This window comes from Labilibacter marinus, assembly GCF_001659685.2.
GTDB lineage: Bacteria > Bacteroidota > Bacteroidia > Bacteroidales > Marinilabiliaceae > Saccharicrinis > Saccharicrinis marinus.
On the sequence record NZ_LXYE02000016.1, the window covers coordinates 116,161 to 130,603 of the forward strand.

The 14,443-nt window shown below is 35.7% G+C and carries 12 protein-coding genes and 1 riboswitch; of the genes, 10 read left to right on the forward strand and 2 right to left on the reverse strand.

From position 1 onward, the window contains the following. Positions 1-78: 78 nt before the first annotated feature. Positions 79-915: a CvfB family protein gene (locus A8L32_RS07255; RefSeq protein WP_066629607.1), complete on the forward strand. Its 837-nt coding sequence runs from the start codon at positions 79-81 to the stop codon at positions 913-915. A 64-nt stretch (positions 916-979) separates the two neighbouring features. On the opposite strand, the gene A8L32_RS07260 is transcribed toward A8L32_RS07255, so the two are convergent. Further along, a complete protein-coding gene (locus tag A8L32_RS07260) occupies positions 980-1,834 on the reverse strand; it encodes a formylglycine-generating enzyme family protein (protein ID WP_075590238.1) in 855 nt (284 codons plus the stop codon). A 47-nt stretch (positions 1,835-1,881) separates the two neighbouring features. Next, positions 1,882-4,854, reverse strand: a complete 2,973-nt coding sequence (locus A8L32_RS07265) for a PAS domain S-box protein (protein ID WP_066629615.1) — start codon at positions 4,852-4,854, stop codon at positions 1,882-1,884. A 273-nt stretch (positions 4,855-5,127) separates the two neighbouring features. Here A8L32_RS07265 and A8L32_RS07270 point away from each other — a divergent pair, with 273 nt between their 5' ends. The 9 genes from A8L32_RS07270 to cobJ all read left to right on the forward strand — a co-directional run bounded on the left by A8L32_RS07270 (position 5,128) and on the right by cobJ (position 14,254). Beyond that, positions 5,128-5,904: a head GIN domain-containing protein gene (locus A8L32_RS07270; RefSeq protein ID WP_066629617.1), complete on the forward strand. Its 777-nt coding sequence runs from the start codon at positions 5,128-5,130 to the stop codon at positions 5,902-5,904. 92 nt (positions 5,905-5,996) lie between these two features. Beyond that, positions 5,997-6,213: riboswitch (cobalamin riboswitch) on the forward strand. Positions 6,214-6,323: 110 nt separating this feature from the next. Beyond that, positions 6,324-6,620 carry a hypothetical protein gene (locus A8L32_RS07275; RefSeq protein WP_143525034.1) on the forward strand — a complete coding sequence of 99 codons (297 nt, stop codon included), beginning with the start codon at positions 6,324-6,326 and terminating at the stop codon, positions 6,618-6,620. Between the two features lie 46 nt (positions 6,621-6,666). Continuing rightward, positions 6,667-7,479 carry a sirohydrochlorin cobaltochelatase gene (locus A8L32_RS07280; RefSeq protein WP_158027210.1) on the forward strand — a complete coding sequence of 271 codons (813 nt, stop codon included), beginning with the start codon at positions 6,667-6,669 and terminating at the stop codon, positions 7,477-7,479. 4 nt (positions 7,480-7,483) lie between these two features. After that, on the forward strand, positions 7,484-8,629 hold the full coding sequence (locus tag A8L32_RS07285; RefSeq protein ID WP_066629626.1) for an ABC transporter substrate-binding protein: 1,146 nt from the start codon (positions 7,484-7,486) through the stop codon (positions 8,627-8,629). A gap of 3 nt (positions 8,630-8,632) precedes the next feature. Beyond that, positions 8,633-9,682, forward strand: a complete 1,050-nt coding sequence (locus A8L32_RS07290; protein WP_066629628.1) for a FecCD family ABC transporter permease — start codon at positions 8,633-8,635, stop codon at positions 9,680-9,682. 90 nt (positions 9,683-9,772) lie between these two features. Next, positions 9,773-10,801, forward strand: coding sequence for an ABC transporter ATP-binding protein (locus tag A8L32_RS07295; protein ID WP_066629630.1), 1,029 nt, complete (start codon positions 9,773-9,775; stop codon positions 10,799-10,801). Continuing rightward, a complete protein-coding gene (locus A8L32_RS07300; protein WP_198931739.1) occupies positions 10,801-12,129 on the forward strand; it encodes a cobyrinate a,c-diamide synthase in 1,329 nt (442 codons plus the stop codon). Before A8L32_RS07295 ends, A8L32_RS07300 begins: the two co-directional genes overlap by 1 nt. Positions 12,130-12,132: 3 nt before the next feature. Continuing rightward, positions 12,133-12,807, forward strand: coding sequence for a precorrin-2 C(20)-methyltransferase (locus tag A8L32_RS07305; RefSeq protein WP_066629633.1), 675 nt, complete (start codon positions 12,133-12,135; stop codon positions 12,805-12,807). 52 nt (positions 12,808-12,859) lie between these two features. Continuing rightward, entirely contained in the window at positions 12,860-14,254 is a 1,395-nt protein-coding gene (gene cobJ / locus A8L32_RS07310) for a precorrin-3B C(17)-methyltransferase (protein WP_066629641.1), read from the forward strand. Positions 14,255-14,443: the final 189 nt, after the last annotated feature.

The following is a 14,443-nucleotide window of genomic DNA, read 5'->3' on the forward strand; positions in this document are numbered from 1 at the left end:
TAATTATAATCATCTTGATATTTGTGTCTTGCTACTTGCTACTTTAAAAGTATCTTTGCACTCTTAAAACATACAAGCATGACAGAAATAGGTAAATATAACGTATTAAAAGTAGTTAAGGATTTAGATTTTGGTCTTTATTTAGATGGAGGTGAGGAGTTAGGTGAAATTCTTATACCACGCAGATATGTGCCTGTTAACTGCTCTGTAGATGATGAGTTGGAAGTATTTATTTACTTGGATTCTGAGGATAGATTAATTGCTACCACGGAGATGCCTGAAGTTACGGTGGGTGAGTTTGCATTCTTGGAAGCTGTGGCCGTAGGTAAAGTGGGTGCTTTTTTAGATTGGGGTTTGCCTAAAGATTTGTTAGTTCCTTTCCGTGAGCAAAAAATGGACATGGAAAAGGGGAAGAGTTATGTGGTGTATGTGTATCTGGATGATGAGAGTAGTAGAATTGCAGCTTCTTCAAAAATTGAGAAATTTTTAGATAATTTACCTCCAGAATATGAAGAAGGGCAAGAGGTTGATCTAATGATTTATCATCAATCGGAATTAGGTTATAAAGCCATTATAAACGGTGCTCATACAGGTATTTTATACGATAATGAAGTGTTTCGTAATCTTCATAAAGGAGATAAAATGAAAGGCTACGTTAAAAAAGTTCGAGAGGATGATAAAATTGATTTAATACTTGAGAAACCTGGTTACGGAAAAGTAGATGGAATAGCTCAAGGACTTTTGGATAGGTTGAATAAAGCCAGTGGTTTTATTGATATTACCGATAAGAGCCCAGCTGACGAAATTACCCGTAGATTAGGCATTAGTAAAAAGAATTTTAAAAAGGCAGTAGGCTCATTGTATAAGCAAAAAATTATTGCACTGGAAAAAGAAGGAATAAGGTTATTAAAGTAATGATATAAACAGAAAAGCTGGACAATATAATTTGTGCCAGCTTTTTTTTGAAAAATATTAAGAATTAATTTCCTATGTAATCTCGAACTATTCTAAAGCCAATTTCTTTGGATTTAGTATCAAGAGGAACTACTTGCCTAAGATCGCTATTACACCATGAATTCCCCTTAGCTATATTATGGTTTTCACCGTTAATCTCTGCCAAGTTTAAAACCCATTCTGAAATATTACCAGTCAGGTTATAGAATCCAAAACCGTTTAAAACACCTTCATTTATAGGATGAAGTTCAGAAGTGATTTTTTTATGTTTTTTGACCACGCCTTGTGAGTTAACATATTCCCACTCTGCTTCTGTAGGTAAACGATAGCTCATTATATGTGGCTTGCCTTTTTCTGTAAGTTTATCATTTTCTGTTTTAGTTTTCCAAATGCAATAGGCCATAGCCGCTTTTTTACTCATACCCACTGCAGGATAATTATCAAATTTTGAGTCAAGAAAGTAATTCTCTTTATCAGCATCGTTCTTAAAAACATCCGTAGAAATATGATTTGCAAATAAATCCTGATGAGGAATTTTTACGATTGTTGGCTGAGCCGAATCGTTATTAATATTAGATATATTTTTACCTGCTAGCGGATTCAGGTCAACATATTCTATAGATTTATTAGGATTAGTCTTTAAGTAGTCATAAAACACTCTAAACTCCTTATTACTTATCTCATCACTCATCCAAAAAGAACGCAAATGAACTGTAGATTTTATGGTGTCCCCGTTACTAATTCTATCCATTTCAAAGCTTCCTTGTGGGCAGAATGACATGCCTTTGGGATTCTTTTCGTATTTATTATTTCGCTTGCTTGCCGTAAGGCTAATGAAAACAACAAGAGCAACTATGGTAATGATCTTAAATTTCATCATGTATAATTACGTTGGTTTTTGAGATAACGCAGTTACATAAGTATTTATTATACTTCCGAGATATTAAATTTGGGTTGTAAATGCATTTGTAAAAGAGCACCAAGTATGCTTTTGTCAATGGGTTTTGATATATAGTCAATACAGCCAGCTTCTAAGCATTTAATTCTTTCATCGTCAAAAGCGTTGGCTGTTTGTGCTATAATGGGTAAGCCTGGTCGTGCATCTTTAATTTCGTAAGTTGCTTGAATACCATCCATCTGTGGCATTTGAATATCCATTAGTATCAAGTCAATACTTTTATCATATACCGCTTTGTTAACGGCCTCTAAACCTGTTTCTGCACGCCATACCTTTAAGTTGTACTCAGAGAGTACTTTCTTTAAAAATAAGTAACTAACGTCGTCGTCCTCAGCAATTAAAATATTCTCCCCACTAAATTCAATCTCTTCTATATCTTTGTTTTTTGTAGTAACCCCTTGCTTGTTGGGTACATAATCAATGTCAAAAAAGAAGGTTGATCCATCCCCTGGTTTCGACTTCACCCAAACATCTCCGCCTAATAGATTAACGCATGCTTTAGTTATTGATAATCCTAGTCCAGTACCTCCATATAGTTTTTCGGTTTTTGTACTAGCTTGTACAAAACGGTCAAATATTTTACTTTGTTTTTCTTCGGCAATCCCAATGCCAGTATCCTTAACAAAGAATTGTATTTTACTTCCATCCAGCTGATAGCCAAAAGAAATATTTCCATTGGCCGTAAACTTAATGGCGTTACTAAGTAGGTTTTCCAACACCTGTCTTAATCGAGTTCCATCGGTATCTATAACCACATCATCGTAGTTGTTAATCAGATTTATACGTATATTTTTATCTGATTCTTCGAGGCGTTCCTTGTATAATTCGTAAAGATCAAATAACAGGTGTTTTAAGTTAATAGGTTCTATAACTGGGATGATATGACCTGCATCAAATTTTGAAATGTAAATAATATCATTGATGATGTTTAAAAGGTGATTACCACTATTGGATACAATATTCGCATACCTTTTAACTTCTTCTCGTGAGAGTTCCCCATCTTCGGCTAGGAAGGATGAAAAACCTATAATTCCGTTTAAAGGACTCCTAATTTCGTGACTCATATTGGCTAAAAATGCAGACTTCAATTGGTCGCTCTCTTCTGCCTTTTCTTTGGCTCGCTTTAGCTCGTGAATAATGGATTTACGCGCTGTAATATCTTCTTGTATGGATACAAAATGGGATATCTTTTCATCTTTTATAATTGGAGATATAATGGTATTTTCCCAAATAAGTTCACCGTTTTTCTTTTTGTTTAACAATTCTCCTTTCCATGTTTTGTTTTTGAGAATAGTTGTCCATAGATCATTGTAAAATGCATCATGATGAATTCCAGATTTAAAGATGCTTGTTTTTTCTCCAATTAATTCTGTCTTTTTATATCCAGATACTTCTGCCGCAATAGGATTTACATACTCTATAGTTCCATTTCTATCGGTAATAATAATGCTAGTAGGGCTTTGTTCAATAGCCATTAAACGTTTAGTATTGTTTTCTTCTGCTATAATGCGTTGCTGTACATTCACCATCATTTGAGCAAACATTTCAAGCATTTCAATTTGATCAGTATAAAATTCATGAAACTCAGATACAAAATCGAAACCAACAAATCCAATACATGTACCATTAGTGATCAAAGGTGTTGCAATTAAACTTTTTATTCCTTGTTTTTTCAGTATGCTTTTAACATTGGGGTCCTCAAAATCATTGATATTCTCTATAACAATATTTTTTTCGTCTAAATGAAGGTCTATCCAATATTGGATAGATGAAAATGGAATATTTTGTAGATTAGAAATTTCTGCACTTATGTTGTCTTTGGTATATTCAAAAGTGTTAGAACTTATTTGATTTTCGTAATCATAATTAAACAAGTAACCTCGATCAGCCCCTATAAAATGGGTTAGTTTTTTTATTGCATTATTAATAGCGCAATGCGACTTGTTTAACGGTATATTAATAAATGTAGAAGATAATTCCATCATGAGTTGTCGCAAGTCAAACTGATAATGCAAATTTCTTTCGGCCTGTTTCTTTTCGGTAATATCTCGTACAGTGCAAATAACACAGGTTTCTCCTTCGAAAAGGAGTGATTTACCTGTTATTTCAACATCTACTAAATGACCCTTTTTATGAAATATCTTACTTTCGAATTTCTCAATGGTTTTTTCAGTTACCGCTAGGTTGAGCTTTTCAAATAACATAGGAATTTCAGTTTCTGGAGCAAATATGGTAAATGAAGTCTGAATAATTTCACCTGTTTCATAACCAAGTCTTTCAAGTTTACTATCATTCACAAATAATATATCTCCAAGGGTGTTGATAACCACTATAATATCCGAAGTGTTTTCTATAATAAGTTTATATTTTTCCTTTGAACGTTCGAGTTTGTCTTTTTTAAGTTTGTTTTTTGTGATGTCGCGAGCGGTAAGTATAAGTACATCTTTTCCAAAGTAATAACCTTTGTTAATGTTAACTGCTTGTAAGAATACTGAACCATCCCATCGTTTTGTCCAAAACTCAATGTATGCAGACTTTCCAGTTTGTAATACTTGCTTAAAAGTGTGATCTAATAGATTTAGGTCATTTTTGCCATCAACTGCACAATTTTCGGCATTAATACCAATTAAATATTCCTTTTTAGTTTTAAAAAGTTTTGTAGCTCCTTTGTTGGTATCAATCACATGAAAGGTGTCATCTAAAATATAAATAGCTTCGGTTACCGAGTTAAAAATATCAAGATAGGTATGCTTCATATCATCTAAACGCTCGTCGATTTTACAAGTGTTTAATATATGCTTTACGGGATTATCCTCAGATAACTGACTCGTGAATTTTTTTAATGAAAGATCATTAGTAATAAACTTATTGATTACAGAAGTAGTTTTTTCGATGGCTTTATGACTTACAAAAATACCATCATTAGGATGTACGTTGTTCATGGGCCGGTTTTAAAAAATTAAATAAAATAATCTGCAGACAAGACTACTCCAAGTTATTAATGTGCCCAATGACCGTTAATAGTAATATAGTAATTTTTTTTGAGATATGAAAGTTGCAAGAGTTTGCAATTTAGGATATTTGGCGATGTTGGAATGTTTGTGTTATTTGTTCAAATAGATAGAAGTGTGATTTTTACTGTTACTATGCAACCCTTTAAGTTTAGAATTGTCATTAGGGTGCTAACAATTTAGAAGAATTTAAAATAACATAGCATGAAAAGTTTAAGAATAGGAATAATAGCCATAGTTTTTGCATCATTTTTAATTTCCTGTCAGGATAATATTGAAGGAACAGGACCTGTAATTACCAAAGAACTTGATGTAATGGAGTTTGATAGTTTTGAGTTAGATGGCTCCTTTGATGTAGAAGTCCATTATGGAGAAGAGCAAAAGGTAGTGGCCGTAGGGCAAGAAAATATTATTGATCGTTTAAATACTTGGGTTGATAATGACCATTGGAATATCCAGTTGGAAAATGGCAATTATCGTCACTTTAGTTTAAAAGTAATAATTACCATACCTAGCTTGCGCAGAGCTATTGTGGATGGTTCAGGGGATATTCGTATCGAGTCCGCTTTGTTTGCGGATAAAACGAGCTTGATAGTTGAAGGTAGCGGTAATATGGATGTAGTAGCTGATGTGGATGCCAGCGACGAACTTCTTTTAATAATTGATGGAAGTGGAAATATAAGTGCTTCTCATATTGAAACAACTAAACTAGATACTCGAATAGAAGGCTCTGGAAATATTTCATTAGCAGGAGAAGTAGATACTCAATCCATAGTAATCGATGGTTCTGGTAATTATAAGGCTTTTGATTTAACTTCCGACACTTGTAATGTGAGAGTTGAAGGTTCAGGAAATGTGCAAGTTACTGTCGGTGATAGATTAAATGTAAATATAGAAGGCAGTGGAGATGTACATTACAAAGGCGATGCTATAACAGATATAAATATTGATGGATCTGGAAGAGTAAAAAAAGTAGGATAGAATAAACTCTTTATTAGGATGATGGGGTAATGGTCGGCAAAATATGCTTAGGTATATTTTAGTCGGCCATTTTTTGTTTAAATAATTGTTCTATATTTGCAACGCTTTTTGGTGATTATACACAATTACAATGTGTATAATAAAAGGGAATCCGGTTAAACTCCGGAACAGTACCCGCTACTGTAAGTCCTATTCGGCATCAGCCGATTATGTTTTTTCATACCACAAGCCACTGACAATATTTAATTTGTTGGGAAGGCGCGAAAAAACGGGATAAGTCAGGAAACCTGCCAAGTAAGAAGCTTAGATATGATTGCTTCCGGGTAAGAAGTTGATGTTTAGGAATTACTTTTCCGATTACATTATTTTTCCAATGGATGCAAGGTTATGTTATAACAAGATTGTTAACAAAGAAAACCATGCACAATTACAAATTTTTGTCGGTTATCCTGTATCAGGGTTTCTACAATTATAAAAAATCAGGTAACTCTTATTTTCCTTTGCCAGGATTTAGGGTTGCTATTGATGCTCAATTTAATCACTGTTTGTTTGTAAATCCACTTTCGGGAAAGACTGTTTCTGCCATAAATAATGGTCGTGCTCGGAGGTGGTTTTATATGAACCTATCTTTGGTTAAAACCTATTTAGAGCTTGTTGTTTGCGTGGTAAAAAACATAAATCGAGTAATAAACAATAGTCTGAATTATGTGTCGTAGATATATTAGTTTATTATTGTGTTTCATTTTAATAGGAACTTCGCTTATGGCATCTACTCATAAAAAAGAAAAACCAACGAAAAAAGGCATTTTATTAGTTGCATTCGGAACGACTGTTCCTTCTGCAAAAGTGGCTTTGGTCAATATGTACCAAAAGGTTGAAAAAGCTTTTCCAGATACAGAAATACGTTGGGCATATACATCTGCTTTTATCCGAAAAAAGCTTAAAAAGCAAGGTGAGGATATTGATTCTCCTATTGTGGCTATTTCAAAAATGGCGGATGAGGGATTTACTCATATTGCTGTTCAGTCCATGCATACTATTCCGGGCTTGGAGTATGAATACTTGGAGCAAACGGTAAAAAGCATTATGGAGATTCCTAAGGGACCCCGAAAAATAGAAATTGGTAGGCCTTTATTGTACGCTCATGAGGATATTGAAGTAACTGTAAAAGCGATGATAGCTAACTTTCCTGAAAGGAAAAAGGATGAAGCGATGATATTGATGGGGCATGGAACGCCACATATTTCAAATGTGTTTTATCCAGCCATGAACTATTATTTTGCAGAGGAATGTGAGCATGTTTATATGGGAACGGTAGAGGGTTACCCAAGCATTGAGGATGTAATTGCTAAGTTAAAACTGAATGGTATTAAAAAAGCCTTTATGATGCCTTTTATGAGTGTAGCTGGCGATCATGCTAAAAATGATATGTGTGGAGAAGGTGAGGATAGTTGGTACAATATGCTAACAGCTGCAGGAATAGAAGTAGAATGTATTATAAAAGGTACTGGCGAAATGAATGAGGTAGTTTCCATTTGGGTGGAGCATTTAAAAGATTCCTTTGATAAATTATAATTGAATGAGCGAGATAATTTTTTGTAAACACAAAAACGTATTTGTACTGTGGTGCATTTTAATTCATCTTTTGATGGGATGCACTTCAAAACCTAAATCATCTAACACAGAGGATTCTACTCAGTGGCAAATTGTTCCTTTAAAATATGCTACTGGTTTTACCATCGAGAAATCGGATTATAAAACCAGACTCACCATTAAAAATCCTGCAGATTCTTCAAAAATTATTAAGCAGGTTATATTAGTCTCAAATACCTCAAAACAGAAACTAAAGGCTGGAGAGATTGCTGTTCCTGCACACAAAATTATTTGTTCTTCCTCCACGCAGCTAGCTTATTTTATGGAGCTAAACGCATACGAAAGTATTGTTGGCGTAAATAGTTCTCGTTATCTCCACGATAAAATGATGAATGCATTTATTATGGATGGCAAAGTTTCACGTATTGGTAAAGAGGGAAGTTTTAACAAGGAATTGATCGTAAGCCTAGAGCCAGAAATTATTATGGTTTCTCCATTTAAGGCCGGAGGTTATGATGCCATGAAGAATTTGGAGATTAATCTGATTCCTATGGCTGCCCATAAAGAAATGACTCCATTGGCTAAAGCCGAATGGATTAAAATGGTGGCTTTGTTTTTAGATAAAGAACAGGAAGCGGATAAGATATTTTCAAATATAGATGCCAAATACAATGAGTTGAAACAACTAGCATCGGAAGTAAATAACAAACCGAGCATTTTTAGTGGTAAACTTATTGGAGATAAATGGTATGTTCCTGGCGGCAATAGCTTTTATGCGCATTACTTTAAGGACGCAGGTGCTGAGTATGTTTTTAAAAATGGCAAAACAGGAGCCGAACCAATGGATTTTGAGGTGGTTTTTGAAGAGGCACAAAATGCGGATTATTGGCGGGTTTTAACTAGTAGTCCAGTTGGTTTTAGTAAAGCATCGTTTTTATCAGAGGACAGACGTTACGACGATTTTAAGGCTTTTCGTGAGAATCATATTTTAGCCTGTAATATCCGTCAAGTTCCTTTTTACGAGCAAAACCCAGTTAAACCTCATATCATCTTAGCCGATTATATTTATCATTTTCATCACGAGTTATTACCGTCCGATTATCAACCTTTTTTCTGGACTTCTTTAAAATAAGCAATGACGGAAAACTCATCTATTTCAAACGGCATACCATTTACCACCAAAGTGATTGGTTTAATTTTACTGCTCATTATTCTGTTTTTAGGAAACTTAATATTGGGATCCGTTCATATTCCTTTGCCTGAAACTTTAAAGGTTTTGTTGGGACAATCCATCGAGCACAGAAGCTGGGAACTGATTATTTTACGAACTCGACTTCCACAAGCTATTGTTGCTTTAAGTGCGGGTATGGCTTTAGGTGTGGCAGGATTGTTTATGCAAACGCTATTTCATAACCCTTTGGCCGGACCATCGGTATTGGGTATTTCTTCTGGCGCAAGTTTAGGGGTTGGATTTGTTGTAATGGTAGCTGGCCAAGTATTCGGATTATCATTTAGCACTATCGGTTTTTGGGGCGACTTTTCTGTGGTAATAGCATCTATGTTAGGTGCGTTAGGTATTCTCATGTTAATCCTTTTTATCAGCAGAAAAATTGGAGGAACACTTCCTGTGCTTATTATGGGAGTAATGGTAGGTTATCTGTCCAATTCAATTGTAGGAATTTTAAAGTTTTATAGCCTCGAAGAAGATGTTCATAATTACGTGATATGGGGTTTGGGTAGTTTCAGTCGTTTATCATTAACCTCTGCTCTAAACTTTGGATTTGTTACAGTAGGTATTTCCTTGTTAACCATATTTTTATCTAAACCATTAAACCTAATTTCTTTAGGAGATAGATATGCGAAAAACTTAGGCTTAAATATAAAAAGAGCCCGTTTTGTAATTATCATGACGGCTGGGATATTAACAGCGGTAGTCACTTCCTTTTGCGGACCAATCATTTTTATAGGAATGGCTGTTCCACACATGGCAAAAATGCTGATTAAAACATCTAATCATATAAAATTAATTATCATGGCAGGAGTGCTTGGTGCTGCAACAGCTTTATTGTGTAGCATATTAGCTCGCATGCCTGGTTTAGATAATGCTTTACCCATTAATTCTGTTACGGCATTTGTGGGTGCACCCGTGGTTATTTCAGTTATCTGGAAAAGAAGGAAGCAGTAAAGGAGTATTTAGTACGTAGTTGGCAGTGTATAGTACACAGTTTAAGGCTGAAAAATATATTGCTAGAAGCTAATAGGTAAAAATAAATAAATGAACAAACTCATAAACATAAATAACGTTTCAACGGGATATAAAAATTCTAACGAAACCAAAGTTGTAGGGCGAGATATTTCTACCTCCCTGCATCGTGGTGAGTTGGTTTGCTTATTGGGTGCTAATGGGGCCGGAAAAAGTACCCTGATGCGTTCTATGTGCGGTTTTTTACCTACGCTTGGTGGTGAAATTCTATTGAACGATATGAATGTTGAGCGTTTGTCGGATAAGATTTTAGCTAAACAAGTAGCGGTTGTTTTAACCGATAAAGTTTTAACCGATAATATAACGGTTGAGGAGTTGGTAGGATATGGTAGAAGTCCTTATACAGGTTTTTTAGGAAAGCTAAATAAAGAAGATAATAACATTGTTACTCGTTCCATTGAGCAATGCGGAATTCTGGATAAAAAGGATCGTCAAGTGCATAGTTTGAGTGATGGTGAACGACAGAAAGTGATGATTGCAAAAGCTCTAGCGCAGGATACACCTATAATATTGTTAGATGAACCAACCGCTTTTTTGGATTTGCCGACACGTGTGGATGTAATGCAACTGTTGCGAGAGTTGGCTTCAAAGGGTAAGTCTATTTTAATGAGCACTCACGATTTAGATTTGGCTTTACAACTGGCAGATAAAATTTGGCTAATGAATGGTGATGGAAGTTTCGAGCATGGAACGCCTGAGGATTTACTCATCGACAATGCCATTCAGAATATCTTTAATAAAGATAAGGTGGCGTTCGACCCTAAAACGGGTGCTTTTCAAGTGAATCATAAATATAAGTTTCAAATAGATGTACATGGGGATGGTTTTGGTGTATTGCTTTTGCAAAGAGCCTTATCCCGTAAAGGAATTGAAGTAAACATCACTAGCCGAAAAAGCGATTTATATATTGCTGTAGACGATTATATAAAACCTACGTTTACTGTGCATTTTTTAGGAGAAAAGTTAGAACAGTTTCATAAAATGGAGCATTTAGTAGCAAAGGTGCAAACCATGTTAGCACGTGAATTAGTTCAACAATAATGAAGCGAAATATGCAAAACAGTTTTTTAATAGCAGCTCCTTCGAGCAACTCAGGGAAAACCATTATTACTTTGGGGCTAATTCAGGCATTAAAGAATAAAGGATTAAAAATACAGCCATTTAAATGTGGGCCAGATTATATTGATCCTATCCACCATACCGAAATTGCAGGGAAATCTTCTTATAATTTAGATGTTTGGATGTCGGACGAGCAACATGTAAAAGAAGTGTTTTCTGGAAAGATGGAAAGCGCTGACGTGGGCATAGTAGAGGGAGTAATGGGCTTGTTTGATGGAGCTAAAAGGGACAAAGGTAGTTCTGCCGAAATTGCACAGATTCTGAATTTGCCTGTCATTCTTATTGTCAACGCTGCAGCTACGGCTTATTCGGTGGCGCCTTTGCTGTATGGCTTTAAAAACTTTAACCCTAAGGTAAATATTCAAGGCGTCATTTTTAATCGAGTTTCGGGAGAGTCTCATTATCAATTTTTAAAAGAGGCAGCGGAAGACGCCCAAGTGACATCTTTAGGTTATGTGCCTAAAAATGAAAAACTCACGTTAGAATCGAGGCATTTAGGTTTATCTCTGACGCAATCCAGCGATATGAAAGCGGCAGTTGATTGCTCTGCTGAGTTGATAGAGAAGCATGTAGATTTAGAAAAACTACTTCGTATTTCTGATTACAAGGTTCAATCAGTTAATACGAAGCAATGGGAAAATACTGGAAGTTTAAGATTTGCAGTAGCATGCGATGAGGCTTTTAATTTTATGTATCCTGCCAATATCGACAGACTTAAAGAATTGGGCGAAGTATTGTTTTTTAGCCCTTTGCGAGATAAAACGATTCCCGATGCAGATTTAGTTTGGCTTCCTGGAGGTTATCCAGAATTATTTGCCAAAGAACTAAGTGAAAATACTGCCATGATAGAAGCCATTAAGCAATTTGAGCGAAATGGAGGTAAGATAGTTGCCGAATGTGGAGGGATGATGTATTTGGGTAAGGGGTTAGAACTTCAGGAAAATAGCATTCATCGAATGACGGGTATCTTCAGCTATGTTACGTCCTTAAATAATATGAAACTAAAACTAGGATATCGCTTAGTTGAGGCAAACGGCTATCAATTTAAAGGTCATGAATTTCATTATTCTAGCCTTGAATTAAGAGCTTGTGAAGCGGCAAGCTATGTTGCAAAGTCGGCGCGTGGCAAGGAGGTGGATATGCCTATTTTTAAATGTAAGAACTGTTGGTCGTCCTATTTTCATATCTACCTAGGGCAAGCAAATAAAATGAAACAGTTTATTGAATTAGTAACAAACAAAACACTATAAATAATGTCATTAACAGCTATTGGAATTGGGCCTGGTGACCCAGAATTGATTACGGTAAAAGGATTAAAAGCACTTCAAAAGGCAGATGTAGTTTATTATCCGGCTTCTAAATTAACAGAAACGGAGGAGAACTCATGGTCGAGGAAAATTATTGATGCATACGATTTAAAATGTCCATGTAAACCTATTCTGTTTCCTATGACGGGAAAGGGAAGAGATCAGTTTTACAGAGAAGCATACGAGACATTAAAAGAAGCTGCCTTGGATAAAAACGTGGTGATTGTAAACGAAGGAGATTTACTTTTTTACAGTACCTATGGGTATATTCAAAAGTTGGCCAATCAAGATAAATTGGAGTGTAATTTAGTTCCTGGAATACCAGCTTTTGTTGCAGCTAGTTCGGTGATGAAAGAGTCGTTGGTGGATGGTAATACTTCTTTAGAGGTTATGGCTAAGCCAGATAGTATAGAGGATGTTAAGGCTGCTTTAGAGAAAGATATTTCTTTGGTGGTAATGAAAGCTAAGTTTGTTAAAGGGTGGTATCCATTTTTAAAGGAATTAAAGCGTCCATTTTTTTATATAGAGAAAGTAGGTGCACCAGAAGAGTTTTCAACTTCTAATGCAGAAGATTTAAAGGATAGAGAAATCCCTTACTTCGCCACAATCTTATTTTACTAGAGTATTAAGTGCATTTTTTCGTACTAAGGCTAATATCTAAAAGCTAAGGAAAATGATTTATAGTATTGGAATAGGTCCTGGAGACCAAGAATATATGACACCTCAAGCCTTAAAGGCCATTGAAAAGGCTGATGTGGTTGTGGGGTACAATTTCTATGTAGAGCTTATTGAGCATTTGTTAGAAGGCAAAGAAGTGGTTTCTACAGGTATGATGAAGGAAATTGAACGCGCGCAAATTGCTTTTGATAAGGCGGCTAATGGGGCAACGGTAGCAGTGGTAAGTTCAGGTGATTCGGGAGTTTACGGAATGGCTTCATTATTATGGGAGATTAAAATGACCGACAATCTGGATACGGATATTGAGGTTGTGGCTGGTATCAGTGCCATGTTTGCTGCAGCTGCAAAGCTTGGTGCGCCATTGGCACATGATTTTTGCTCGGTATCTATGTCTAACTTGTTAACACCTTGGGAGGTGATTGATGAGCGCATAAAGGCTGCTGCCAAAGGCGATTTTATTACGGCGGTTTATAACCCTGTGAGCAAAACGCGATATTGGCAAATTATGCGTTTAAAAGAGTTGTTTTTAGAGGTGCGTGATCCTGAAACGCCAGTTGGATTTGTTCGTCATGTTGGTCGCGAAGAGGAAAGTGTGAGAGTAGTTACCTTGGGAGAAATGGATGCATCTATGGCCGATATGTTTACTGTGGTGATTATTGGTAATTCTCAAACCAAAGCCTTCGGCGATAAGATGATCACGCCACGTGGTTATTCCGATAAGTATGGAACTTCTAAGCATAAAATTGGAAGAGCCATCATGAATAAGAGTTTTCAAACGATTCTTAAAAAGATAGATGCCGATAAATATCCATTGGAGCAATTATGGACGGCTTTACATTGTATTCACACCACGGCTGATTTTAGTATTATTGATGAGTTAGAATTAACCGACAAGGTTATAGAAACTTGTCATCAGAAATTTTATTCTGGTAAACCTCCTGTTATTGTTACCGATGTAAATATGGTGACCAAAGGAATTCGTAAGTCAATAGTAGAGGAGCTGGGTATACAAGTAAAATGTTACTTGGACGATGAGCGTGTGGCTGAAATGGCCGATAAGCATAAAATCACAAGAACACAAGCCGGAATTCGCTTGGCTGTTGAAGAGCATCCGGATGCTTTATTTGCTTTTGGTAATGCACCAACTGCCTTGATAGAGTTAATCAAACTTGTTCGTTCTGGAAAAGCGAATCCTAGTGCAGTGGTTGCTGCTCCCGTGGGTTTTGTAAATGTTCGCGAAAGCAAATGGCAATTAAAATATGGTTGTAAAGATGTGCCTGCTGTAATTTTACATGGACGCAAAGGAGGTAGCAATGTAGCAGCAACCATCATCAATTCCATGTTAAGTTGGAGCGATGCGCAACAAATGGAACCAGGAACTGGCCTATAGGAATAATTCTTTTAGGCGATCTTGATACCCACGACCTCGTCCGGTGAGCATAAAAAATCATTTATATACAAATAGGTCAGCCAGATTAAAGGTGTTGTTAATCATATAATTACTAGAAGGGTCTTTTATATAGAGAAGTTAGTCTAACAAAAAAATGAAATTTAAAATAATTGGTATATCAGATCATTA

Excerpts from the sequence above, each read along its gene's own strand:
- A8L32_RS07275 (WP_143525034.1), top strand. The coding sequence starts at position 6,324 with ATGCACAATTACAAATTTTTGTCGGTTATCCTGTATCAGGGTTTCTAC.
- A8L32_RS07295 (WP_066629630.1), top strand. The coding sequence starts at position 9,773 with ATGAACAAACTCATAAACATAAATAACGTTTCAACGGGATATAAAAAT.
- cobJ (WP_066629641.1), top strand. The coding sequence starts at position 12,860 with ATGATTTATAGTATTGGAATAGGTCCTGGAGACCAAGAATATATGACA.
- A8L32_RS07270 (WP_066629617.1), top strand. The coding sequence starts at position 5,128 with ATGAAAAGTTTAAGAATAGGAATAATAGCCATAGTTTTTGCATCATTT.
- A8L32_RS07300 (WP_198931739.1), top strand. The coding sequence starts at position 10,801 with ATGAAGCGAAATATGCAAAACAGTTTTTTAATAGCAGCTCCTTCGAGC.
- A8L32_RS07305 (WP_066629633.1), top strand. The coding sequence starts at position 12,133 with ATGTCATTAACAGCTATTGGAATTGGGCCTGGTGACCCAGAATTGATT.
- A8L32_RS07285 (WP_066629626.1), top strand. The coding sequence starts at position 7,484 with ATGAGCGAGATAATTTTTTGTAAACACAAAAACGTATTTGTACTGTGG.
- A8L32_RS07260 (WP_075590238.1), bottom strand. The coding sequence starts at position 1,834 with ATGATGAAATTTAAGATCATTACCATAGTTGCTCTTGTTGTTTTCATT.
- A8L32_RS07290 (WP_066629628.1), top strand. The coding sequence starts at position 8,633 with ATGACGGAAAACTCATCTATTTCAAACGGCATACCATTTACCACCAAA.
- A8L32_RS07255 (WP_066629607.1), top strand. The coding sequence starts at position 79 with ATGACAGAAATAGGTAAATATAACGTATTAAAAGTAGTTAAGGATTTA.
- A8L32_RS07280 (WP_158027210.1), top strand. The coding sequence starts at position 6,667 with ATGGCATCTACTCATAAAAAAGAAAAACCAACGAAAAAAGGCATTTTA.
- A8L32_RS07265 (WP_066629615.1), bottom strand. The coding sequence starts at position 4,854 with ATGAACAACGTACATCCTAATGATGGTATTTTTGTAAGTCATAAAGCC.